This window comes from Acinetobacter sp. YH12117 (assembly GCF_013418865.1).
GTDB lineage: Bacteria > Pseudomonadota > Gammaproteobacteria > Pseudomonadales > Moraxellaceae > Acinetobacter > Acinetobacter indicus.
Map to the genome: position 1 here is coordinate 1 of NZ_VPBF01000022.1, position 22709 is coordinate 22709.

At 49.4% G+C, this 22709-nt stretch carries 25 protein-coding genes; 9 read left to right on the plus strand and 16 right to left on the minus strand.

Features of this window, described 5'->3' with window-relative positions; all coding sequences use genetic code 11:
• Positions 1–195, minus strand: a 195-nt coding sequence (locus tag FTU55_RS14990) for a hypothetical protein (protein WP_218949097.1), incomplete at its 3' end; no start/stop codon positions are given.
• An 88-nt stretch (positions 196–283) separates the two neighbouring features.
• Here FTU55_RS14990 and FTU55_RS15150 point away from each other — a divergent pair.
• Entirely contained in the window at positions 284–415 is a 132-nt protein-coding gene (locus FTU55_RS15150) for a hypothetical protein (RefSeq protein ID WP_005180959.1), read from the plus strand.
• 89 nt (positions 416–504) lie between these two features.
• On the opposite strand, the gene nadC is transcribed toward FTU55_RS15150, so the two are convergent.
• Positions 505–1350 (minus strand): carboxylating nicotinate-nucleotide diphosphorylase, encoded by an 846-nt coding sequence (gene nadC, locus FTU55_RS08960; RefSeq protein WP_016658688.1) that lies wholly within the window; start codon positions 1348–1350, stop codon positions 505–507.
• 164 nt (positions 1351–1514) lie between these two features.
• Here nadC and ampD point away from each other — a divergent pair, with 164 nt between their 5' ends.
• Both ampD and murJ read left to right on the plus strand, forming a co-directional pair.
• Entirely contained in the window at positions 1515–2129 is a 615-nt protein-coding gene (gene ampD / locus FTU55_RS08965; RefSeq protein WP_016658689.1) for a 1,6-anhydro-N-acetylmuramyl-L-alanine amidase AmpD, read from the plus strand.
• Between the two features lie 43 nt (positions 2130–2172).
• Positions 2173–3714, plus strand: coding sequence for a murein biosynthesis integral membrane protein MurJ (gene murJ, locus FTU55_RS08970; protein ID WP_218949096.1), 1542 nt, complete (start codon positions 2173–2175; stop codon positions 3712–3714).
• A gap of 126 nt (positions 3715–3840) precedes the next feature.
• On the opposite strand, the gene FTU55_RS08975 is transcribed toward murJ, so the two are convergent.
• The 10 genes from FTU55_RS08975 to FTU55_RS09020 all read right to left on the minus strand — a co-directional run bounded on the left by FTU55_RS08975 (position 3841) and on the right by FTU55_RS09020 (position 10697).
• The gene (locus FTU55_RS08975; RefSeq protein WP_104472308.1) at positions 3841–4533 is read right to left on the minus strand and encodes an FKBP-type peptidyl-prolyl cis-trans isomerase; all 693 of its coding nucleotides are present in this window, start codon (positions 4531–4533) and stop codon (positions 3841–3843) included.
• Positions 4534–4580: 47 nt separating this feature from the next.
• Entirely contained in the window at positions 4581–5285 is a 705-nt protein-coding gene (locus tag FTU55_RS08980; RefSeq protein ID WP_005180950.1) for an FKBP-type peptidyl-prolyl cis-trans isomerase, read from the minus strand.
• A gap of 236 nt (positions 5286–5521) precedes the next feature.
• A complete protein-coding gene (locus FTU55_RS08985) occupies positions 5522–6544 on the minus strand; it encodes an NAD(P)-dependent alcohol dehydrogenase (protein WP_180046847.1) in 1023 nt (340 codons plus the stop codon).
• A complete protein-coding gene (locus FTU55_RS08990) occupies positions 6541–7128 on the minus strand; it encodes a DNA-3-methyladenine glycosylase I (RefSeq protein ID WP_104484361.1) in 588 nt (195 codons plus the stop codon). Before FTU55_RS08990 ends, FTU55_RS08985 begins: the two co-directional genes overlap by 4 nt.
• Before the next feature lie 21 nt (positions 7129–7149).
• Complete coding sequence (locus FTU55_RS08995; protein WP_005180946.1) at positions 7150–7395, minus strand: hypothetical protein; 246 nt, start codon at positions 7393–7395, stop codon at positions 7150–7152.
• Positions 7396–7414: 19 nt separating this feature from the next.
• The gene (locus FTU55_RS09000; RefSeq protein ID WP_104513161.1) at positions 7415–7954 is read right to left on the minus strand and encodes a M23 family metallopeptidase; all 540 of its coding nucleotides are present in this window, start codon (positions 7952–7954) and stop codon (positions 7415–7417) included.
• A gap of 57 nt (positions 7955–8011) precedes the next feature.
• On the minus strand, positions 8012–9046 hold the full coding sequence (mutY, locus tag FTU55_RS09005) for an A/G-specific adenine glycosylase (protein WP_180046849.1): 1035 nt from the start codon (positions 9044–9046) through the stop codon (positions 8012–8014).
• A gap of 111 nt (positions 9047–9157) precedes the next feature.
• Entirely contained in the window at positions 9158–9523 is a 366-nt protein-coding gene (locus FTU55_RS09010) for an HIT family protein (protein ID WP_005180943.1), read from the minus strand.
• Between the two features lie 60 nt (positions 9524–9583).
• Positions 9584–10321, minus strand: coding sequence for a dienelactone hydrolase family protein (locus FTU55_RS09015; protein ID WP_016658694.1), 738 nt, complete (start codon positions 10319–10321; stop codon positions 9584–9586).
• Between the two features lie 217 nt (positions 10322–10538).
• Positions 10539–10697 carry a DUF1328 domain-containing protein gene (locus tag FTU55_RS09020; RefSeq protein ID WP_005006601.1) on the minus strand — a complete coding sequence of 53 codons (159 nt, stop codon included), beginning with the start codon at positions 10695–10697 and terminating at the stop codon, positions 10539–10541.
• Positions 10698–10888: 191 nt separating this feature from the next.
• Here FTU55_RS09020 and FTU55_RS09025 point away from each other — a divergent pair, with 191 nt between their 5' ends.
• Complete coding sequence (locus FTU55_RS09025) at positions 10889–11341, plus strand: YcgN family cysteine cluster protein (RefSeq protein WP_016658695.1); 453 nt, start codon at positions 10889–10891, stop codon at positions 11339–11341.
• A gap of 174 nt (positions 11342–11515) precedes the next feature.
• Positions 11516–12784 (plus strand): replication-associated recombination protein A, encoded by a 1269-nt coding sequence (locus FTU55_RS09030; protein ID WP_016658696.1) that lies wholly within the window; start codon positions 11516–11518, stop codon positions 12782–12784.
• Positions 12785–13059: 275 nt separating this feature from the next.
• Here the strand turns inward: FTU55_RS09030 and purC are convergent, their stop codons facing one another.
• The 3 genes from purC to dapA are packed head-to-tail and all read right to left on the minus strand — an operon-like array spanning position 13060 to position 15331.
• Positions 13060–13779, minus strand: a complete 720-nt coding sequence (purC, locus tag FTU55_RS09035) for a phosphoribosylaminoimidazolesuccinocarboxamide synthase (RefSeq protein WP_005180935.1) — start codon at positions 13777–13779, stop codon at positions 13060–13062.
• A 37-nt stretch (positions 13780–13816) separates the two neighbouring features.
• Positions 13817–14419 carry a hypothetical protein gene (locus FTU55_RS09040; RefSeq protein ID WP_005180933.1) on the minus strand — a complete coding sequence of 201 codons (603 nt, stop codon included), beginning with the start codon at positions 14417–14419 and terminating at the stop codon, positions 13817–13819.
• Between the two features lie 15 nt (positions 14420–14434).
• Positions 14435–15331 (minus strand): 4-hydroxy-tetrahydrodipicolinate synthase, encoded by an 897-nt coding sequence (gene dapA / locus FTU55_RS09045; RefSeq protein WP_005180931.1) that lies wholly within the window; start codon positions 15329–15331, stop codon positions 14435–14437.
• A 726-nt stretch (positions 15332–16057) separates the two neighbouring features.
• Here dapA and mhpT point away from each other — a divergent pair.
• The 4 genes from mhpT (at position 16058) to ppk1 (ending at position 21336) form a co-directional block, all read left to right on the plus strand.
• A complete protein-coding gene (mhpT, locus tag FTU55_RS09050) occupies positions 16058–17266 on the plus strand; it encodes a 3-(3-hydroxy-phenyl)propionate transporter MhpT (protein WP_180046851.1) in 1209 nt (402 codons plus the stop codon).
• Between the two features lie 145 nt (positions 17267–17411).
• A complete protein-coding gene (pncA, locus tag FTU55_RS09055; protein WP_163140786.1) occupies positions 17412–18068 on the plus strand; it encodes a bifunctional nicotinamidase/pyrazinamidase in 657 nt (218 codons plus the stop codon).
• Positions 18069–18105: 37 nt separating this feature from the next.
• The gene (locus FTU55_RS09060; protein WP_163145362.1) at positions 18106–19035 is read left to right on the plus strand and encodes a bile acid:sodium symporter family protein; all 930 of its coding nucleotides are present in this window, start codon (positions 18106–18108) and stop codon (positions 19033–19035) included.
• 237 nt (positions 19036–19272) lie between these two features.
• On the plus strand, positions 19273–21336 hold the full coding sequence (ppk1, locus tag FTU55_RS09065) for a polyphosphate kinase 1 (protein ID WP_075175034.1): 2064 nt from the start codon (positions 19273–19275) through the stop codon (positions 21334–21336).
• A 63-nt stretch (positions 21337–21399) separates the two neighbouring features.
• On the opposite strand, the gene FTU55_RS09070 is transcribed toward ppk1, so the two are convergent.
• Positions 21400–22653: a hypothetical protein gene (locus FTU55_RS09070; RefSeq protein ID WP_168398334.1), complete on the minus strand. Its 1254-nt coding sequence runs from the start codon at positions 22651–22653 to the stop codon at positions 21400–21402.
• Positions 22654–22709 lie beyond the last annotated feature (56 nt).

Here is a 22709-nt window from a genome sequence, read left to right on the forward strand (position 1 = left end):
GAATAATTCAAGTGAATTTGTTTGAAAGAAGAACTTTAAAAGCTTTATTTTCACCCGATAAAATACCCATAAAACAAGAGGAAGCTCAAATGAGCTTCCTCTTGTGAAAAATTGTGGGACAGCAATGATCTCCGGATGCGTTTTTTTGTGATTGAAGCAAACGTAACCAGCGGCTGTGCGCAGATTCATCTTCATAACAAAAACCAACATGCTGAAACCGAGCTTCATGGCTTACTAAAACTCGCAGTGATTTTTTTAAAACAGCAAAAAAGAGGGATGTACCATGAAATACTTGATGATCTTACTGGCGATGGGCGCCTTTGGTTTAAGCGCGTGTGATACGGCCAATGACCGTGATGGTGATGGCACCATGCTGAATCAGGACCGTGATGGCGACGGCCGTGCAGATGATTAAAGTCTTGCGGCCATCGACTCACCCTAAATGAATAAAAAAGGTGCCTCATGAGGCACCTTTTTTCGTTATCGACAAATATCGAATTGCGATTAAGCATTAAAACGCATGGATAAATCGACCGCTTTGACATCTTTGGTCAGAGCGCCCATAGAAATATAATCGACACCAGTGCTGGCCACTTCACGCAGGTTGGCAATGGTGATATTGCCCGATGCTTCCAGTTTGCAGCGACCGGCAACATGCTTGACTGCATCAATCATCTGTTGCTGGCTAAAGTTATCCAGCATCACGATATCGGCCTGAGCGTCCAGAGCCTGATTCAGCTCATCCCAGGTTTCAACTTCAACTTCCACCGGTTTGCCTGGTGCAATTTGATGGGCTTTGGCAATGGCCTGGGCAATACCGCCAGCGGCCATAATATGGTTTTCTTTAATCAGGAAGGCATCAAACAGCCCCAGACGATGGTTTTGGCCGCCGCCTACAGTGACCGCATATTTTTGTGCAATACGCAGACCCGGCAAGGTTTTACGCGTATCCAGCAGTTTGGTGTGCAGGCCATCGAGCTGTTTCACATATTCGGCAGTTTTGGTGGCCACGGCCGATAAGGTCTGGACAAAGTTAAGGGCAGGGCGCTCTACGGTCAATAAACTGCGCGCAGAACCGGCCAGCTTTAAAAAGGCTTCATTGGCTGCCACGCGATCACCATCCTGTTTCAGCCATTCAATCTGAACGCTTGGATCGTACTGCTGGATTAAGGCATTCACCCAAGGCTGACCGGCCAGCACCATGTCTTCACGGCTGATAATGGTGGCGGTGGCCTGTTCATCTTCCGGGGTAAGTAAAGCGGTAATATCTGCCTCGCCAATATCTTCCTGCAGGGCCTGCTGAATATTGATCTGGATAGATTGCTCCAATAAAGATTGTGGTATGCTCATTGCCTGTCCTTATCTCTTTACCCATGAAAATTGCGCGATATATTAGCACTGTTCGGCTGGCCCGATGCGCTTTTTCGCGGCTTTTTTGTCTGATTTGAGATTTTCAGCTGAAAGTTTTAGGATGGGCTAAATTTTTATACTGAAAAAAATATCAGGATCATTCTATGCAGCAGGCGGCTTCTTTTCAGGTCATCCAGGGACAGTTAAAAGGTGCGCGGCAGGTGCCTTCACCGAATTTTAACCAGCGTCCGCAGCAGACCGAAATTCAGCTGGTGGTGATTCACAATATCAGTTTGCCGCCATCACAGTTTGGCGGCGGTTATATCGAACAGTTTTTTCAAAACCGGCTGGACTGGTCGGCGCATCCTTACTTTCAGACCATTGAAGGGATGCAGGTCTCGGCGCATCTGCTGATTTTGCGTAGCGGCGAAGTGCTGCAATGTGTCAATTTCAATGACCGCGCCTGGCATGCCGGACGTTCCAGTTATCTGGCCAAGCCGGAATGTAATGATTATTCCATTGGTATTGAACTGGAAGGCAGTGATGATCTGCCCTTTGAAGCGATCCAGTATCAGGTACTGGCGGAAGTGGTGTCGGCCTTGCAGCAGGCCTATCCGAAAATCCAGCGTCATCTGGCTGGACATTCCGATATTGCCCCGGGGCGCAAGACCGATCCGGGACCTTATTTTGACTGGAGCCGGTTCCGGTCTTTACTGCGTGACTGCAACAGCAGGATAGAAGCAGCATCTTCATCAATTCATAACGAAACTTGTGCTTAGGTTTCTTTACAATAGCGGCTAAATTTTTATTTGGGTGGTTCCGATGGCGCTTTGGCGATCGACCTTTATTGTCAGTACGATGACCATGCTGTCCCGGGTGTTGGGACTGGTGCGGGATATTGTGTTATTAAATGTGTTTGGTGCGGGAAAGGATTTCGATACCTTTGTGGTGGCCTTTCGTATCCCGAACTTTTTCAGGCGACTGTTTGCTGAAGGGGCATTTTCCCAGGCCTTTATTCCGGTTCTGACCGAATATAAAACCAGCCGCACCCATGCCGAAGTGCAGATTCTGATTAGCCGGGTGTTTGGCTGTCTGGCCTCGGTGATGAGCCTGCTGACGCTGGCTGCCATGGTGGCAGCGCCGGCGGTGATGTACGTTTACGCACCAGGTTTCCATAGCGATCCGGAAAAATTTGCGCTGGCCACGGACATGTTCCGCCTGACCATTCCCTATTTGCTGTTTATGTCGCTGACCGCTTTTGCCAGCAGCATCTTAAACAGTTATGGCTCCTTTACCACGCCGGCCTTTGCACCGGTGCTACTAAATCTGGCCATGATTGCCGGAGCCCTGTGGCTAACGCCGTATATGGCCGAGCCGATTATGGCCTTGGGCTGGGCGGTGATTATTGCCGGAGCCTTGCAGCTGGCGATCCAGATTCCGGAATTATGGCGTAAAAAGCTGCTGATTCCGCCAAAAATCGACTTCAAGCATGAAGGCGTTGAGCGCATCATGAAGCTGATGCTGCCGGCCCTGTTTGGGGTATCGGTGACCCAGATTAACCTGTTGCTGAACACCATCTGGGCGTCATTTATGCAGGATGGTTCGGTATCGTGGCTGTACAGTGCCGAACGGATGACCGAGTTGCCGCTGGGCCTGATTGGGGTGGCAATTGGTACGGTGATTTTACCATCCTTGTCGGCGCGCCATGCCGAGCAGAATCAGGAAAAATTCCGTGGCATGATGGACTGGGCGGCGAAAATTATTGTGCTGGCTGGTGTGCCTGCCAGTATTGCACTGTTTATGCTGTCGACCCCAATTATTCAGGCCCTGTTCCAGCGCGGCCAGTTCACCTGGGAAGATACCCAGATGACGGCCTTGGCCCTGCAATGTATGAGTGCCGGGGTCATCGCCTTTATGCTGATTAAAGTCTTTGCTCCGGGCTTTTATGCCCAGCAGGATACCCGCACCCCGGTTCGGGTCGGTTTAATGGCGGTGGCAGCCAATGCCATTTTAAACGTGGTGTTTATTGGGCTGTTTAAACTGATTGACTGGGAAGCCGAGCACATGGCGCTGGCACTGGCATCTTCAGGTTCCGCGCTGGTCAATGCCGGTATGCTGTATTTCTATTTGCATAAACGCGATATTTTCCGTTTTGGCGGGCACTGGAAAAAACTGCTGTTCCAGTTTGGCACGGCCAATGCGGTGATGGTGGCTGCCTTGTGGTACGCTTTGAGCTGGTATAACGGTGATGTATCGCAGTGGATGCGCGTGCTGGAAGTTTTGCTGCTGTGTGTGGTGGGTGTGGCAGCGTATGCTCTTGGTCTGCTGGCCACCGGTTTCAGACCGCGTCATTTAAAACCTTAATCCGGTAGAGCTGAACACGAAAGATGTTCAGCTCCTATAAAAAAACCCTTTGAGACTCAACAGCTCAAAGGGTTTTTTTATAGGCTTTTATTGCACGATGCTGCTGCACGAGCAGCGCAAGCGTCTTTATTTATTGATCACTTCCAGCAGTTCGACATCAAAAATCAGGGTGCTGTTCGGTTCAATCGCATCGCCAGAACCAATCTGGCCATAGCCCAGATTCGCCGGAATAAAGAAGCGGTATTTGGCTCCTTCACGCATCAGTTGCAGCCCTTCGGTCCAGCCCTGAATGACTTGTGTGACCTGAAATTCAGCCGGTTGCTGACGCGCCATCGAGCTGTCAAATACAGTGCCATCAATCAGGCGGCCTTCATAATGCACGCGTACTTTGGAGCTGGCCTTCGGTTTTTTTCCGGAACCGGATTGCAAGACCAGATATTGCAGCCCCGATGAAGTGACTTTCACCCCATCCTTACGCGAGTTTTCTGCCAGAAAGGCCTTGCCAATCATGTCATTGGCTTCAGCGCGCTGTTTCAGCTCAATCAGCTGTTTGGCTTCGGCCTGCTTTTTGAACTGGGTCAGAATACGGGCCATGTCTTCATCGCTCAGGCTGGCTTGCTGGCCCAGTGAGGCGGCTTTTAAACCCGCCACAAAGGCATCCAGATCCATACCTTTTAAGGTGTCGACATTGCTGCGCCCCATTAAATAACCAAAGCTGTAGCCCACCTGCTGTTCAGTGGAGCTTTTGGTGGTCACCGGTTGAGCCAGTGTGGCCGCGCTACACAGGGCGAGGCCGAGCAGGGTGATCGTTTTTTTCATATTATGCGTCCCTAAACAACGAAGGAGAGCCAGGCTCTCCTTGTTTTTTATTTTACTTCAATCAGCTCAACATCAAAGATCAAGGTGCTGTTTGGTGGAATCATGCCCGGCACGCCCTGTTCGCCATAACCCAGTTGTGACGGGATATACAGCGTGGCTTTCGAGCCTTCTTTCATCAGTTGCAGACCTTCGGTCCAGCCTGGAATCACCTGGTTTAACGGGAACTCGATTGGTTCACCACGCTCAACCGAGCTGTCAAATACTTTGCCATCGACCAGTTTACCAGTGTAGTGTACTTTTACCACAGAGCTGGCCGTTGGCTGTTTGCCATTGCCTTGCTGGGTAATTTTATATTGCAGACCTGACGCGGTGGTTTGTACCCCTGCCTGTTTGGCATTTTCAGTCAGGAAGGCATCGCTGGCCGTTTGTGCCTGCTGGGCCTGATCAGCCTGTTTTTGTTGCAGTTCCTGCTGGAACTGTTCATAGGCCTTTTGTAATTCTTCTTCAGTATAGGCTGGCTGCTGACGCGCATGACCTTCACGGACACCAGTCACAAAGCTGTTAATGTCCAGCTCTGGTGGAGTTTGATGGGCAACTTCATAGCCTAATGCATAGCTGATTTTTTCAACCGCAGACGCATTTGCAGATGCTTTTGAGGATACAGTGGCAGGGTGTTGAGTTGCATAATAAACAGGAACAAGTGCAGCACCGCCTAAAATTACAGCAACAGCAATGGGTAAGGCTTTACTCATAGGTTTTCTCAAATCATTTTATCGTGTCAAAGCTGCTTTCATGTTAGCAGACTTTTTGAATCAAACCGCTGACATCAATCATTCGGTTTGGCTAATTAATATATGCGCATCGTTAAGCATATGCCATAACAGACTGAATATCTAACACATTTTTTATACAATCGGGGCCAGCCGCAGAGGTGGCCCAATTTATTCGTGAGTAATTGTATCTATTATAGATTTGGCTTCAAAGCAGATTAAAAATCTGCTTTCAGCACCACCCGGTAACGCGCCCGGCCAGCATGTAAATGTTCAATTGCCTCGTTAATCTGCGACATCGGGAATACTTCAACCTGCGGCGCCAGCTGTTTGCGGGCGGCAAATTTCAGTAACTGGCGCAAGGTCGATGGTGAACCGGTCGATGAACCTGTCACCGCTTTGCCACCACCAATTAACGCACCAGCCGAGACCTGTAACGGCTCTAAGGTCAGGCCCAGCATATGCAGCGTACCATTTGGTGCCAGGGCAGACAGATATACCGGCCAGTCCAGGCTGACATTCACCGTACTTAAAATCAGGTCAAACTTGCCGCGCTGGGCTTTCAGGGCAGCGCTGTCACGGCTATTCACCACATGATCGGCGCCCATGGCTTTTAACTCTGCGGTTTTCTCCAGGTTGGAACTGAAGGCCGTAATTTCACAGCCCCAAGCTTTGAGCAGTTTAATGGCAATATGCCCAAGGCCGCCAATTCCAATCACCCCGACATGATGCACCGCCTGAATCTGGTGCTTAATGATCGGATCAAATACGGTAATACCGCCACAGAGCAGCGGGCCGGCACTTTCCGCATCCAGATCAGCCGGTAAGGGAATGACCCATTGCCAGCCGGCGCGGACCTTATCGGCAAAACCGCCGGCATGTCCGACAATGGTGGCGACACTATCGCCGGTACATTGCACCTGCCGGCCGGACAGGCATGGATCGCAGTGCTGGCAGCTTTCTGCCGTCCAGCCAATGCCGACACGCTGGCCCACAGATAATCCTTTGGCTTCACTTCCTAACTGGACAATGGTGCCAATAATTTCATGCCCGGCCACCACCGGATAGACCGAAGAGCGCCAGTCATTGTTAATCACCGACAAATCGGAATGGCACAGGCCACAATATTCCACCTGAACTTCGACCTGATGCGGCAACAGTTCGCCAGCATCAAACTGATATGGCACCAGTGCTTCGCCGGGTTGCATGGCGGCATAGGCACGGATGGTAGTGTTGCTCATGATGAGTGCTCCTCGGCTAAAGGGGGAAGGGATTTAAAGGCGCAGTGATCTTCATGGTCGTTGACCATGCCGACGGCCTGCATAAAGGCATAACAGATGGTGGGGCCAACAAATTGAAAGCCCTGCTTTTTTAAAGCTTTAGACAGCGCCACACTGGCTGCAGTATAGGTCGGTGCGCTGCGATAATCGGGTACGGCATGCTGCTCGGGCTGATGATCGACAAATTGCCACAGCCAGTCGACCAGATTGATACCTTGCTGCTGCAGCTGGAGCCAGGCCTGAGCATTGGTGCGGATGGCTGCGAGTTTGGCCGGATGCCGGATTAATCCGCGATCCTGTAATTTGTCCTGCAAGGCCTGATCAGACAACGCGGCAATATCGGCAATGGAATATTGAAAAAAATGCTGACGGTAACATTCGCGTTTTTTGAGCACGGTAATCCAGGCCAGACCGGCCTGCTGGCCTTCCAGACATAGCATTTCAAACAGCTGCGCTTCATCGTGAAGCGGGCGGCCCCATTCCTGGTCGTGGTAGGCGATATAGAGCGGATCTTCGGAGCACCAGCCGCAGCGTGTTCGATCCATAGATGATGCTCCTGTACGGGTTTAAAGCTGGAAATGAACCCATTGATCCTGACGGTTATCCCAGTAAGACAATTCCGCCTGAGGCAGATCGGCAAAGGCAATCCAGACATCCTTGCCGGATTTATCGGCATAGCCGGTGCTGATCAGAAGTGCATCTTCAGTAATTTCCATGATCCAGCCCTGATGACTCTGGCCGTTCAACATAATTTTCTGTTGATTCCCGGATTCGGCAAATTCGACCAGTCGATTGATCAATGCTTCTGACATGTACACTTCCTAAAGCAAACTAACGTAAATAGGGATAGGGATTGACTGCACCGCGACCTTTGCCATTTAAATACAGGCCATAATGCAGATGCGGCGCGGTATGGCGGGCGTTGCCGCTATTGCCGACATAGCCAATGAGATCGCCTTTCTTGACATAATCTCCGACCTTCAGGCCACGTTTATGCCGGTCCAGATGGGCATAATAATGCCAGCTGCCGCCCGGTCCCAGAATCCATACCACTTTACCACCCAAATTGTTATTGCGTAAGTCGGCAATGAGGCCTTCGGTGGCGCTGTACACCTTGCTGCCGCGTGGCGCTAGAATATCAATGCCTTCATGTAGGCGACCGCGACTGCGTGACGCACCCCAGGTATCTTGCAAGTGTTGACGTTTGACGCCCTGTACCGGCACTGGCAAGCGGGTTTTCAGCGGCATGTGCTGCAGTTTTTTAACCATGGCCGGCGGTAGGGGTGCAGCAGATTTTTTCGGTGCCGAGGTACAGGCCGCTAGCAGAATCAGACTGAAGAAAACACAGCAGAGTGAAATCGAGCGAAGCACAGCATCTCCCTGATGATTATTATGTCGATGGTATTCGAATTCCAGTCTTTGACTATGTCATAAATCGGCGGCCGAGATCAATTTTTTCATGGCGGTCGGCAGTCCACGTGCAGTGGCCTGTGCCGGCGTCATCCATTCGGCGTCCAGCTCAATCGCCAGATGTTCCTGCTGGTCCGGCTCGACCGGAATTACACTGGCATCCAGCAGCCAGGTAAAGTGGGTAAAGCTGTGTGAAATCTGCAGCTGCTGTTGTCGCTGTTTCAGACCCAGACGCTGACAGAGCGCCTGAAACTGCGCTGGATCATCAATAATCGGCAGGCACCATAATCCGCCCCAGAGGCCGCTATTCGGCCGCTGCTGCCACAGCCACTGGCCATCACTGTGTAAGAGCAACACCTGGGTCTGTCTTACGGGTACGGCTTTTTTCGGTTTTTTAAATGGTAATTCGGCTTCTAGGCCCTGCTGGTGGGCCTTGCAGTGCTGCTGCATCGGGCAGTACAGACATAAGGGTTTTTTCGGGGTACAGATGGTGGCACCGAGGTCCATAATCGCCTGGGTGTAGTCATGATTACGCTCGGTCGGACACAGCTGTTCTGCCAGCTGCCACAAGGCCCGTTCATGTACCGGTTTGGACAGATCATCTTCAATGGCAAAAAACCGCGCCAGCACCCGTTTGACGTTGCCATCCATAATTACGCCGTATTGTCTGAGACCCAAAGACATCAGTGCGCCTGCGGTCGAGCGGCCAATGCCGGGCAGGGCCATCCACTGTTCCAGATTTTCCGGGAAATGTCCTTGCTGGGCCACTATGCCAGCCGCTTTATGCAGATTGCGTGCCCGGGCATAGTAACCGAGTCCGGCCCAGTACGGCGCCACTTCCTCCCAGGAGGCTTGGCCTAAGCTTTCCACATCGGGAAAACGCTGAATAAAACGCTCGAAATATTGCAGCACGGTTTTGACCTGGGTCTGCTGCAGCATGATTTCTGATACCCAGACTTTATACGGGTCATCGGCCACCTGCCAGGGCAGGTCATGGCGACCGTGTACATCAAACCAGGAAAGCAGGGCATGGGAAAAAGAAAAGGCAGACATGAGAACCGGAACTGTTAAGCAGTCGCCTAGTATACCCAAATCTTGCCGATGCAGCAGGCAATAAAAAAGGTGATGCCGCGGCATCACCTTCTGTTTTGGTAGCGGTAAGGCTTAGATGCTGCCGCTCATCCCCCAGCGTTGGTCCAGCTTGAGGATTTGACCTTCATAGCGTGGAATAATATGGATATGCAAATGCTGCGATGGGCTGCCAAACACATCGCCATCGTTAAAGCCGACATGAAAGCCCGCCGGTTGATGGCGCAGCTGTAATTCATTCCGCGCCAGTTCCAGCAGCGACATCAGGCTTTTACGTTCTTTGTCGGTAACATCAAAAAAAGAACTGACATGACGTAGAGGGATAATGACACAGTGGCCTTTAGACAATGCGTTCGGTTCGGGTAGAATCACGCCATAATCATTTTTGGCAATGACATCATATTCATCAAAGTTGCAATATGGGCAGTCTTGTTCGGTCATTCTTCTATCCTCTATTCAAATTCATTAATCTTTTTCAATATATATGGCCTCATGCCAGAATCAGGCCAAACGGCGTTGTAATAATTGGTACATGGCATCCAGGCTTTGCTGTTCTGCTACCGGGCTATAGCCGAGGTCGACGCCATTGGCTTTGGCACGTTCATCGGCCAGCGGGTTACTAAAGCCGTGCTTGGCATCTTCAAACACAATCACGTCATGTTCTACCTGGGCGGCGTGCATTTCTTCACGGAAGCTGGCCACATCATCCAGCGTTACCATGCTGTCCAGTTCACCATGCAGCACCAGAATTTCTGCCTGTACCTTGCCTTCCTGCGCCGGTTCTCTAGCCGCCAGAATGGCATGGAAAGTCGCAACGGCTTGCAGGTTGGCGCCTGAACGGGCCAAATCCAGCACCACTTTGCCGCCATAACAGAAGCCAATGGCTGCCAGTTTAGCCTGATTTACTTCCGGTTGGGCAGCTAAAGTGTCCAAAGCTGCAGACGCACGAGTCACAATTGTATTCGGGTCTTCAAAGGTCTGGCTCATCCATTCATTGGCCTGGGCAGCCGTGGTGGTATTTTTCTTGTCGCCATACATATCAATGGCCAGGGCGGCATAACCGTGTTCTGCCAGTTCGCGGGTACGCTGTTCAATATATTCATTTCGGCCCCACCATTCTGGTGCCACAATCACACCCGCGACTGGTGCATCGGTTTCGGGTGCAGCAAAATAACCGACCAACTGGCTACCATCTGCCGCCGTATACTGAATTTCGCGAGTTTTGATTGCTAAAGTCATGTGTCCAATCCTTGTGTTTTTTGAAATAATTCGATTAAAACATAAAAATGAGACAGCGGTTTGAAAAACATTTCAATGGGCCTAAACAAATGTGAGAAAATATTTTTAAGTTATTTTTCAAAGAATAATCTGTCTGTATCTGCTGTCGGTCTAAACACAGGCATAAAAAAAGAAGGATTTGCATCCTTCTTTTTTGTGAGGGTCAGGGTATAAGAAACTATACCTTGCCGCGGGACAGGAAGCCGACAATTGCCAGAATAACAGCAATAACCAGCAGAATGACCGCGAAATCTTTAGATAAACCAGCGACACCACCGAAACCGAGTAGACTGGCAATAAGTGCGATTACAGCGAAGATAATGGCCCAACGAAACATAATTTTTCTCCATGTGTTTTTATACTTCTTGATCAAGTATAGGGGCAAGTCGCTGATTTGATTGTTTTGCTTTTGTTTATTAAGTGTTCAACTATTTATTTAAGTCTATGATTCTATTGTATCTATGACATAGCACATGCTTTTGTAGAAGACTGTTATAATAGACCGGTTATTTTGTAGTGTTGTGCATCATGTCTGATCAGCTTCGTCCCCAATTCTGGAAAAACTATCCGTTAACAGCCTTAACCCAGGCAGAATGGGAAGCGCTGTGTGATGGCTGCGGCTTATGTTGCCTGGTCAAGCTGGAAGATGAAGACAGTCATGAAGTCGCTTACACCAAAGTGGCCTGCAAGCTGCTGGATTGTACGACTGCCCGCTGTTCGGACTATCCGAACCGGCAGCAACAGGTGCCGGACTGTATTCAGCTGACGCCGGAAAAGCTGGACAGTATTCACTGGCTACCGCCAAGCTGTGCCTATCGCCGTTTAAAAGAAGGTAAAAACCTGCCGTCCTGGCATTATTTAAATACCGGTTCACGTCAGAGCGTGATTCGCGCCAAAAAATCGGCCGCTGGCCGCTGTATTTCTGAAACGGAAGTCAATGAAGAAGAAATAGAAGACTATATTGTGCGCTGGGTACGTTAAGTTTTTAGGCCGTCTGTATCTTTAAGAGCAAAATTGGCGATTTAAACCTGATAAAACAACTGCCTACATTTAGACTCAGTTTGCCGCAGCAAGCGCTAAAAAATCGGCTATTGAAATACTGCATTTTGCCATAACATAGTACACTCAGCCGCAGCTTTGTACAGAAAACCTTCTATGTCAGACAGCCATATTCCACTTCCTGAACGTTTGCGCCCGCGCGATCTGTCGCAGATTATCGGTCAAGATCATCTTCTGGGGGAGCAGGCCCCGTTACGTCAAATGATTGATCAGGGCCATTTGCCTTCGATTATTTTCTGGGGACCACCAGGCGTTGGAAAAACCACCATTGCCTTGTTGCTGGCGCAGGCGGTTGATCGTCCTTTTGTCAGTCTGTCTGCGCTCAATACCGGGGTCAAGGAGTTACGTGAAGTGATTGCCGATGGCGGCGATTTACTAACGCCGGTGGTGTTTATTGACGAGATTCACCGCTTTAATAAATCCCAGCAGGATGCCTTATTAAATGCAGTCGAGAAGGGCAAAATTACCCTGATTGGTGCCACCACGGAAAACCCGTCTTTTGAGGTGAACAGTGCCTTGCTGTCGCGCTGCCAGGTTTATACCTTAAATGCACTGAGTGCCGAGGCCATCCAGCAGCTGCTGACCCAGGCCGTCCAGAATGATAGCTTCTTAAAAGAACGTTATATCCAGATTGAAGAGTTTGAAGCACTGGTGCAGTTTGCGGCGGGTGATGCACGTAAGGCGCTGAATTTACTCGAGCTGATTGCCGGCACCTTTGAGCCGGACACAGAAAACAGTATTAACAATGCCCTGGTCGTGAAAGTGGCGCAGCAGAATATTGCCCGTTACGACAAATCTGGCGAGCAGCATTATGATCTGGTCTCGGCCTTTATTAAGTCGATTCGCGGCAGTGACCCGGATGCGACTCTGTACTGGATGGCGCGCATGCTCAAGGGTGGAGAAGACCCGCTGTTTATTGCGCGGCGTATGCTAATTGCTGCCTCGGAAGATATTGGCAATTCCAACCCAAATGCCTTGTTGCTGGCCGGTGAATGTTTCCGCGCAGTGCAGGTGATTGGTATGCCGGAAGCGCGGATTATTCTGGGCCAATGTGCAGTCTATCTGGCCACCAGTGCCAAAAGTAACAGTACCTATCTGGCCATTAACAAGGCGCTGGACTTGGCGGAAAAAACCGCCAATTTGCCGGTACCGTTACATTTGCGTAATGCGCCGACCAAGCTGATGAAAGAGCAGGGCTACGGGGTGGATTATCTGTATCCGCACAATTATCCGGAGCATTTTGTATTGCAGGATTATTTGCCGCCAGAATTAAAAGGCACCAAGCTGTATGAATCGGCGCGCAATAAACGCGAAGTTGAAGCCGAGCGTTTACAGCAGCGGCGCTGGATGCAGCAGCAACAGTAGCAATAAAAAAAAGCCCAATTCAGAGGGATGAATTGGGCCAAACTGGATGTTAGATTGGGAGAGAACATCCGCGAGGATTAACGAAACTGATCGGCAGTCACTGTAAAATTTACCGTGTCTTGCCTATGTGCTTAAGCATAGGTCAAAACTAAAAATATGTAAAAACGATCATTTTTATAATTTTAATTTGTTTTTTCGATTGATAGTAAGAAAACTCAGCCAATAAAAAACCGGATCAGCTGATCCGGTTTTTTTATCGTTCATCTTGGAGATGATCAGATATTGTCGAGGTTGATGCCTAAACGTGCCGCAACTTCTTCATAGGCTTCAACCACACCGCCTAAACCTTGACGGAAACGGTCTTTGTCGAGTTTTTTCTTGGTGTCTTTGTCCCATAGACGGCAGCCGTCTGGAGAGAATTCATCACCCAGCACGATACGGTCGTGGAATACACCAAATTCAAGTTTGAAATCGACCAGAATCATGTTGCCGGCATCAAACAGGGCTTTTAGTACATCGTTAACTTTGTAAGTCAGTTCTTTCATTTGTGCCAGCTGCTCAGCAGTCGCCCAACCCAGCGCAATCGCTTGAGATTCATTGACCATTGGATCGCCTAAGGCATCATCTTTAAAGAACAGTTCAAATGTTGGCGGGGTCAGTTCCTTGCCTTCTTCGACACCGAGGCGACGGCACAGAGAACCAGCTGCATAGTTACGGATTACGCATTCAACCGGAATCATGCTCAGCTTTTTCACCAGCACTTCATTTGGGGTCAGCAGTTTTTCAAAATGCGTTTCGATACCGGCTTCAGCCAGTTTTTCCATAATAAAGGCGTTAAAACGGTTGTTCACCTTACCTTTACGATCTAGTTGTTCGATCTTTTCGCCATTGAACGCAGAGGCATCGTCACGAAAGACTAAAATCAGGTGGTCTTCACTATCTGTGGTATAAACAGATTTCGCTTTACCAGTATAGAGCAAGGTTTGTTTTAACATGAGGGAACCTTTTTCAGAAAAAAATGCCTAGTAATGTCTAGGCTGGCCAATTTTGGTAAATCTGGGCCAACAGGTCTGCAGCTTTTTCTTTGTCTGCAAAACTGTTGTCGGCGTTGAACACAGCCAGGTTGTTACTTGTACCGACAGAGGTGAGTCTTAAGACGTAGGTCTGTTGATCGACCGAGATGGTGACTTCGTAACGGTTTTTGCTCTGACCAATAATGCTATGGTTCAGGCTGCTGAGTGTGGCAAGCGTATACTGCCAAATTGTAGCAGAATTTCCATCTATTTTGAGCAGTGGATTTTGATTTCCATCTACAACCGGTTGTGGACGACCTGGCGCGGTGTTGTCCTGTACAGCAGCGGCCTGAGTCGGCTCTACGGCTGGAGGACGAGGAAGTGCGAAACGGTTGCCACGGCTGTTTTCCAGCTTCGGTGCATGTTCAATGGCCAGTGGGTCAACCGTTGGTGCAGGATACAATGGCGTTGCTGGTCGGGCCACAGCACCTTCAGGATATTGTAAGGGCGCAAGGGTGGTGGTGTCTTTATAATCCAGAGAGCCATTGCTGATGGCTAAAGAACTACAACCTGCCAAACTTACCACTGAAAGTGCAGCGATTAAACCAAAACGTAATTGCATAATATTGTGCTCTTATTAAATGACACCCGAAGCCTGTAAAGCTTCACGTAACGGTGCGCGATATTGTTCTGCAAGTGGCGTTAATGGCAGGCGGATGCCGGTACCAATTAAGCCCATTTCATGAAGTGCCCATTTCACCGGAATTGGGTTTGATTCACAAAATAGAATATTGTGTAAATTTGCAACTGTATTGTTACGTGCTTCAGCGCTGTCATTGTCGCCGGCAATGGCTGCGGCACAAACTTCGCTCATGACTTTTGGTGCCACATTGGCCGTAACCGAGATATTGCCTTTGGCACCAGCCAGCATTAACTGATAGGCAGTGGCATCATCACCTGAATAGACAGTCATGTCTTTACCCGCCAGACCGGCCAGTAATTCACGGCCACGTGGTACATCGCCAGTGGCATCTTTAATGCCCACAATTTGTGGAATGTCGGCCAGACGAATCACTGTTTCGTTGGACATGTCGACGCCAGTACGGCCCGGAACGTTATACAGGATTTGTGGCAGATCCACTGCTTCGGCAATAGTCTTATAATGCTGATATAACCCTTCCTGGGTTGGCTTGTTATAATATGGCGTGACGAGAAGTGCGGCATCGGCGCCGAGTTCTTTGGCTTCTCTGGTCAGTTCGATCGCTTCATGCGTTGAGTTTGCACCAGTACCAGCAATCACCGGGATACGTTTGTTGGCCACGCGAATGATTTCTTTAATCACACGTGTATGTTCAGCCATGCTTAATGTAGAGGCTTCACCTGTCGTGCCCACGGCCACAATACTGTTCGTGCCTTGTTCTATGTGCCACTCAACCAGCTTCTCGAGACCTTTCCAATCTACGCTGCCATCTTCTAACATTGGGGTGACGATTGCGACAATTGAGCCTTGAATGGTCTGTGCTTGCTGAGTCATTTTGAAAAAATATCCTATTTTTCCATCCACAAAAGTTCGTAGAAACAGAAAACGTGGATGGTTGCAGTATTTTGATTTGAGTCAGAATTCAATAAGTCATGATTGAATAATGCTTATGCAAATTATGACTGATTCAGTGTGTCAGAACAATATCCGTAAGTCAAAGCCAATATCAACTTTATCCGCTGCTCAAAACAGTCCGGTATAAGGCATAAGTTGGTGCTTTTACAGCAGTTCCGGTTCATCTTCGACTTTAGAATGAACTGGTGAGTAAGCATAGGTCTATAGAAGCTGTCCGGACAGCAATTTTGCCTGGAAAAAGCAGTAAAAAGCTGTGAAAACCAGGTAAAAGGGTCGGAATTAAGATAAAAAAACACTTAAACTAGACCTGAAAATTATTTGAATAGCCTTTTTTTTAATGCCATTTCCTGCTTAAACCAGCTCGGAATGATTTTTTTCAGATCTAAATAAAAATAATAATTTTGACTGTTTGTTTATTTGTAACCGTTGATATTTATATGAATTTTATTGTTTTTTTAAATTGATATGCCTCAATTAAGTCTTTCTAAAACTATATGTTTGCGTGTCTTAAAATAAGAAATGTCTATTAATTTTTTGCCAGACCAGCGCTTTATTCCACTTATTGGTAGTTAATTCAAAGGACATCCTCATAGATGATGGCGGTCTTAACCTTTTATAAACACTGATTGAAACAAGGATTCTCCAATGGAAAGATCAGATAATCGACATGCGATTGTGACAGTAGCCATCTGTTTCTTGATTGCGGTCATTGAAGGCTTGGATATCCAGGCAGCAGGTATTGCCGCAGTTGGTATCCGTGAGCATTTTGGCCTCGATAGCTCGCAATTGGGGGTGTTTTTTAGTGCAGGGATTCTGGGCTTATTGCCTGGTGCACTGGTTGGTGGACGCGTGGCAGACCGTATTGGCCGTAAACAGGTGCTAATCTGGTCGACTGCCGTATTTGCGGTCTTTACTTTATGTACCGTATGGGTCAACAGCTTTAACTCATTACTGGTGGTGCGTTTCCTGGCCGGTGCCGGTCTGGGTGCAGCCATGCCAATTCTGATTACGCTGGCCTCTGAAGCGGTATCACCACAAAACCGTGGCCGTGCCGTGGGTCTGATGTACTGTGGTATGCCAGTCGGTGCTGCGATTTTATCGTTAATTGCCAGTACCGATTTCGGTTCTAACTGGAAAAACATTTTCTACCTAGGCGGTTTATTACCTATTATCGTCATTCCAGTGATGATGTGGTTATTGCCAGAATCAAAGGAATATTTAAAAGCCAAAGATCAGGCTGCGAATACGACAGCAGAAGCTACGCCACAAGGTTCGTTTAAAGATCTGTTTAACTCGAACAACCTGCTACGTACCATGTTCATCTGGGTCAGCTATTTCTTCACCCTGATGGTGGTGTACATCATGCTGAGCTGGTTACCGTCGCTGTTCCAGGAACTGGGCTTCTCGCGTAAAGAAGGCGCAACTGCACAGTTCTACTTTATGGTCAGCGCGACGATTGGTACCGTTATTTTGGGTATGCTGACCGATCGCTGGAAAAAAGCCTATGTCATTCTGTTGATGTATGGCGGTATTCTGGCCGGTCTGCTGGCACTGAACGCTGCAGGTTCATTAACTCAAATGTATCTGGCCTCTGCGCTGGTGGGTGCATTCGTCATTGGCTGTCAGGGTGTACTGTATGCCTTCGGTGGTATTGTGTATCCAACTGAAGTGCGTGGTACCGGTATTGGTGTGGCGTCTGCCGTGGGCCGTGTTGGTGCGATGCTTGGGCCTGCGATTGCCGGTTCACTGTTAACGGCTGGCTTTGGTGCAGCAGGGGTGATCTCTGCCGCGATTCCATGTATCGTGATCTCTGCCATCTTTATGTTACTGCTGGTGCGTCGTATTCAAAACTAAACACGCATTGTAACGACCCCTTCAGACAGCCCGCATATGCGGGCTGTTTTGTTTTCACCGTACAGTCCAATGATTCCGCTGCAACAAAACCATCCATTTGGTATATGCTAGGACGCTGACAATAAGCGAAACATGGATAGGTGTTATGCAAGCGCAGACGGCATTGATCGTAGTAGATGTACAAAATGGATTTACACCGGGCGGTAATTTGGCCGTCGCTGATGCCGATCAGATTATTCCGATCATTAACCAGCTGGGGCAGGTCTTCGACAATATTGTCCTGACCCAGGACTGGCATCCGCAGAATCATATTTCTTTTGCCGACAATCATCCGGGCAAACAGCCGTATGAAGTGGTGATGCTGGAATATGGCGAGCAGGTGCTGTGGCCGGCACATTGCGTCCAGGGCACAGCCGATGCCGAACTGCATCCGGCATTGGACTTGCCGCAGGCGCAGCTGATTATCCGTAAAGGTTTTCATGCACAAATTGACAGCTATTCGGCCTTTATGGAAGCGGATCAGAAAACCACCACCGGTCTCGCTGGCTATTTAAAAGCGCGTGGTATCGACACGGTGTTTATTACCGGCATTGCCACCGATTTTTGCGTGGCCTGGACCGCCATAGATGCCTGCAAGCTGGGCTTTAATACCTTTGTCATTGCCGATGCCAGCAAAGGCATAGACCTGAAAGGTTCATTGCAACATGCCTGGCAGGAGATGCTAGCGCATGGGGTAAAACGGGTCTATAGCAAAGATGTGTTGGGCCTGTTACAGCCTGCTGCACAGCCAAGCCTGGCCTGATTGGCCCGAATCATTCATTCAGAACGTGCCGAGGTCTATGGTGTTAGGTTTTAGCCAGTTTGTACAGAAAACTTTTGCCCTGTGGGTGCTGCTATTTGCCGTGATTGCCATGTATCAGCCAGAGGCTTTTGTCTGGTTAAAAGCCTATATCACCTGGATGCTTGGCATCATCATGTTTGGTATGGGCATGACCATGTCACTGCAGGATTTTAAAGGCGTGCTGCAAAGCCCGAAAGCAGTCGCGATTGGCGTGGCCGCGCAGTTTATGGTGATGCCGCTGTTGGCCTATCTGTTATGTGCCTTGTTCCGGTTACCGGCGGAAATTGCCATTGGGGTGATTCTGGTTGGCTGCTGCCCGGGTGGTACGGCTTCCAATGTAATTACCTATATGGCCAAAGGCAATACCGCCTTGTCGGTGGCCTGTACTTCGGTGTCGACCTTGCTGGCGCCGCTGCTGACCCCGGCAATTTTCTTTGTGCTGGCCAGCCAGTGGATTGAAATTGATGCCTGGTCCATGCTGAGCTCGATTTTACAGGTGGTACTGTTCCCGATTGTACTGGGCCTGCTGCTGCGCACGCTGTTTAAAACTCAGGTGGAGCGTTCCATTACCCTGATGCCGCTGGTTTCGGTGGTGGCGATTGTTGCCATTGTCGCGGCAATTATTGCCGGCAGCCGGGCACAGATTCTGGAAAGCGGCTTGCTGATTTTAGCGGTGGTGATGCTGCACAATGGCCTGGGCTATTTACTCGGTTTCTGGGCGGCGCGTTTATTTAAATTACCCTATGCCGACAGCAAAGCGGTGTCGATTGAAGTCGGAATGCAGAATTCTGGCTTGGGCGTGGCCTTGGCGGCGGTGCATTTTGCCGCGTCACCGGTGACTGCCGTGCCGAGCGCCATCTTCAGTTTATGGCACAATATTTCCGGACCGGCGCTGGCCAGCTATTGGGCCAGCCGGCAGCGCCAATAAAGGACAGCTGTCATCTGGCTGTCATTAAGGCAAGGAGGCTTTAGCATATTGAATATGCTGTCTTTTTACTTAGACAAAAAACAAAAAAATGATAAAAAACAGATTTTTATTTTGAACAAATTTGGGCTAATTTTCATCATTTGGTTATTTTTGTAACACAACTGTCATATTCAATTTCTAAGATGCCCTCACAGAGGCGGCACAAACAGACTGTTGTAAGACAGCATAGAGTGAGATATGAGCGATTTTCAGCATTCATCCATGACCTATTTCAATCGGGAACTGGCATTATTCGAGTTCCATCAACGGGTATTGGCCCAAGCGCTGGATGAGCGTCTGCCGCTGCTGGAACGCTTAAACTTTCTGATTATTTTTTCCCGAAATCTGGATGAGTTTTTTGAAATCCGCGTGGCGGGTTTAATGAAACAGCTGGATTTAAATGCCCTGACCCGCACTCCGGATGCAATTCCGACCGAACTGGTGCTGGCACAGTTATCTGAAGAAATTCATGCGGCGGTCGAGCTGCAATATCGCACCTTAAATCAGGACATTCTGCCGCAGTTGCAGCAGGCCGGGATTCGTTTTATTCAATATCCGCAAATTCAGGACAAGCATAAACCCTGGATTGCCCAGTATTTTGCCAAACAGGTCCAGCCGGTACTGACCCCAATCAGTCTGGACCCATCACATCCGTTTCCGCGACTGGTCAATAAAAGCCTGAACTTTATTGTCAGTCTGGAAGGTAAGGATGCCTTTGGCCGTGAAATTGAAATGGCGATTGTGCCAGCCCCACGTTCCTTGCCGCGCTTAATTGCCTTGCCGCCTGAAGTGGCCGGGGAAGGGGAGGAACAGATTTTCCTGACGGCAATTATCCAGCAGCATATCAATGACCTGTTCCCGGGCATGAAAGCCACCGGCTGCTATGCTTTTCGTGTGACCCGAAATGCCGACCTGATTCTGTCGGAAGATGTCGATGATCTGGCGGTGGCCTTAAAAGATGAGCTGTCATCACGCCGTTTTGGTCGCGCGGTGCGTCTGGAAATTGAAGATGACTGCCCGCAGAGTATTATTGACTACTTGCTAGATGAGTTTGATCTGGATCAGCAGCAGCTGTATCAGACCAGTGGCCCGATTAACCTGTCGCGTCTCACCACCAGTTTTGACCGTCCGGAACTGAAATATCCAATTTTTAGCCCGGTGATTCCGCCGGTGTTTCGCAAGCAGAAACCGATTTTTGAGGTGCTGAAGAAGCAGGATGTATTGCTGCATCATCCGTTTGATTCTTTTCAGCCGGTGATCAGCCTACTCAAAGAAGCGGCCAAAGATCCGCATGTGCTGGCTATTAAACAGACCCTGTATCGCAGTGGTCCGGACTCGGAAATTGTGCAGGTACTGGCTGAAGCGGCGCGTAATGGCAAGGAAGTCACTGCGGTCATTGAACTGCGTGCCCGCTTCGACGAAGAATCCAATATCATGGTTGCCAACGTGCTGCAGGAAGCCGGTGCGGTAGTGGTGTATGGCATTGTCGGCTATAAAACCCATGCCAAAATGATTCTGGTGGTACGCCGCGAGCAGGACCAGCTGGTGCGTTATGTGCACTTGGGCACCGGTAACTACCATGCCGGCAATGCGCGCATGTACACCGACTACGGCCTGATGACCACCCAGCCGGATATCTGTGAAGATGTGCACCGCATGTTCCAGGAACTGACCGGCATGGGCAAAATGGCCAAACTGAAAAACCTGCTGCATGCGCCGTTCACCCTGCACACTGAACTGCTGAAACTGATTGAACAGGAAATTGAATTTGCCCAGGCCGGCAAAGCCGCGCAGATCATGATTAAAGTCAATGCCCTGACCGAGCCACAACTGATTGCGGCGCTATACCGTGCCTCGCAGGCCGGGGTGCAGGTTGATCTGATTATCCGTTCGATTTGCTGCCTGATTCCCCAAGTGCCGGGCATGTCAGACAATATCCGGGTGCGTTCGATTGTTGGTCGTTTCCTGGAACATACCCGCGTCTATTATTTTGAACATGGCGGCGAGAAAAAACTGTTCTGTGCCAGCGCTGACTGGATGGGACGTAACCTGTTCTCACGGGTTGAAACCTGTTTCCCGATTCTGGACAGCAAGATCAAGAAATGTATTGTCGAAGATGGTTTACGCAGCTATTTAAATGACAACCAGAATGCCTGGGAATTGCAGTCCGATGGCCACTGGCAGAAAGTGCAGCCGGAACCGGAACAGCCCCTGCACAGTGCACAGGCCTATTTACTGCAAAAAAAGCTCCTCAAACTCTAAGCCTCTATCAAAAAATCCTGACACGGGTCAGGATTTTGATCAGACGACAGCGGCTGCTGCGTCTTAAGACGCTTTAGAGTGCTTGCCACGTAAAATTTCAGTTCTTAACTGCTGGGCCAGTTCGGCCGCTTCACTGTCCAGGCCATTGACCATATAGGCATGCCGGGTCAGCACATTGGTCGGGTTTGGCATACTGACCAGTTCATAATGATCGGACAGAGTTTTCAGTAATTCATGCGGTAAATGCACCGCATTTTCCTTAGCTGACAGCTGGCTGACCAAGCGTTCTGCCGCCTGCACCGAAGACAGCTGCATGGCATCGACCGGGCTGGACAGTGCACTGCGGGTTTGCAGCACAAAGCGTTTTTCTTCACGGTAGCGTTTATACAGCACTTCAGACAGCAGCTGGAACACGGTGCCAATCATCGCCAGACACGGTGCCGCATTCGGTTTATCGGCCGACATGCTTAAGGTGGCGCCATCTTCATGGAATGGTTGTACCGTGGTGATATCCTGCTGGCTAAGTTTATAGTGCTGCACACACAGCTCGATGCTCTTGTTCAGGAAAATCTGGCATAGATTAAAATACGGCACCGAAACGGTTTTGTTGACCGTATCCATCAACTGTTTCGGATCATAGAACTGGATGTTTAACGAAATTGTATGCTGATCAACCGGGGCCGGTTTGTTTTCTTTCAGTTTTGGTGCGGCTTTGGCCTGTTGCTGCGCCTGTGCAATCGCCAATGCGGTATTGTGTTTTTCCTGCTCCAGTGCCTGGGTCAGATTCTGGATTTCGTGTTTCAGACGCGATTCATTGTTGATACGCGCCAGATATTCTGAACGGCTTGGACGGGCAATCGCACGATAGGCCAGCCACAGCAGGGCATGAATAAACAGCGAACTGAGAATCGCCATCCACTGGGTACGCAGAATTTCGCCAATACTTGGTTTGACCAGGGTCACTTCAATGGTGCCGACTTTCTTTTCGTTTTGCAGCGCATCGCGTACAAAGACTTCACCCTGACGGGTTTTGGCCAGGCCACCGGTGGCCAGCACCTGATTGTTGGTATTCAGAATGCGAATTGAGGCAATACTCGGGTTGGTGGCATAACGATCGGCCAGAAGCGCCAGTGAAACGGTATTGGCCGGTTCCAGCTCGGACAGGCTGTCTGTGACCAGCTGGCTGGTGATCAGCTGGCCTTGACTGGCCCGATTTTCATTGAGCTGGTGAGTCGTTGCCAGTACCAGTAAAAAGGTATGCAAGGCAAAACTTATGGTCAGTAGGCTAGCAAATAGCCCTTGTCTAGGCGCATTCAACGTAAACTTCCAAAGTAATTCTACTTAATTTCGATTATGATTCTAACAATAGTTGT

Bases quoted from the DNA above. Each gene is read 5' to 3' on its own strand.
- FTU55_RS15150 (WP_005180959.1), top strand. From the start codon at position 284: ATGAAATACTTGATGATCTTACTGGCGATGGGCGCCTTTGGTTTAAGC.
- nadC (WP_016658688.1), bottom strand. From the start codon at position 1,350: ATGAGCATACCACAATCTTTATTGGAGCAATCTATCCAGATCAATATT.
- ampD (WP_016658689.1), top strand. From the start codon at position 1,515: ATGCAGCAGGCGGCTTCTTTTCAGGTCATCCAGGGACAGTTAAAAGGT.
- murJ (WP_218949096.1), top strand. From the start codon at position 2,173: ATGGCGCTTTGGCGATCGACCTTTATTGTCAGTACGATGACCATGCTG.
- FTU55_RS08975 (WP_104472308.1), bottom strand. From the start codon at position 4,533: ATGAAAAAAACGATCACCCTGCTCGGCCTCGCCCTGTGTAGCGCGGCC.
- FTU55_RS08980 (WP_005180950.1), bottom strand. From the start codon at position 5,285: ATGAGTAAAGCCTTACCCATTGCTGTTGCTGTAATTTTAGGCGGTGCT.
- FTU55_RS08985 (WP_180046847.1), bottom strand. From the start codon at position 6,544: ATGAGCAACACTACCATCCGTGCCTATGCCGCCATGCAACCCGGCGAA.
- FTU55_RS08990 (WP_104484361.1), bottom strand. From the start codon at position 7,128: ATGGATCGAACACGCTGCGGCTGGTGCTCCGAAGATCCGCTCTATATC.
- FTU55_RS08995 (WP_005180946.1), bottom strand. From the start codon at position 7,395: ATGTCAGAAGCATTGATCAATCGACTGGTCGAATTTGCCGAATCCGGG.
- mutY (WP_180046849.1), bottom strand. From the start codon at position 9,046: ATGTCTGCCTTTTCTTTTTCCCATGCCCTGCTTTCCTGGTTTGATGTA.
- FTU55_RS09010 (WP_005180943.1), bottom strand. From the start codon at position 9,523: ATGACCGAACAAGACTGCCCATATTGCAACTTTGATGAATATGATGTC.
- FTU55_RS09015 (WP_016658694.1), bottom strand. From the start codon at position 10,321: ATGACTTTAGCAATCAAAACTCGCGAAATTCAGTATACGGCGGCAGAT.
- FTU55_RS09020 (WP_005006601.1), bottom strand. From the start codon at position 10,697: ATGTTTCGTTGGGCCATTATCTTCGCTGTAATCGCACTTATTGCCAGT.
- FTU55_RS09025 (WP_016658695.1), top strand. From the start codon at position 10,889: ATGTCTGATCAGCTTCGTCCCCAATTCTGGAAAAACTATCCGTTAACA.
- FTU55_RS09030 (WP_016658696.1), top strand. From the start codon at position 11,516: ATGTCAGACAGCCATATTCCACTTCCTGAACGTTTGCGCCCGCGCGAT.
- purC (WP_005180935.1), bottom strand. From the start codon at position 13,779: ATGTTAAAACAAACCTTGCTCTATACTGGTAAAGCGAAATCTGTTTAT.
- FTU55_RS09040 (WP_005180933.1), bottom strand. From the start codon at position 14,419: ATGCAATTACGTTTTGGTTTAATCGCTGCACTTTCAGTGGTAAGTTTG.
- dapA (WP_005180931.1), bottom strand. From the start codon at position 15,331: ATGACTCAGCAAGCACAGACCATTCAAGGCTCAATTGTCGCAATCGTC.
- mhpT (WP_180046851.1), top strand. From the start codon at position 16,058: ATGGAAAGATCAGATAATCGACATGCGATTGTGACAGTAGCCATCTGT.
- pncA (WP_163140786.1), top strand. From the start codon at position 17,412: ATGCAAGCGCAGACGGCATTGATCGTAGTAGATGTACAAAATGGATTT.
- FTU55_RS09060 (WP_163145362.1), top strand. From the start codon at position 18,106: ATGGTGTTAGGTTTTAGCCAGTTTGTACAGAAAACTTTTGCCCTGTGG.
- ppk1 (WP_075175034.1), top strand. From the start codon at position 19,273: ATGAGCGATTTTCAGCATTCATCCATGACCTATTTCAATCGGGAACTG.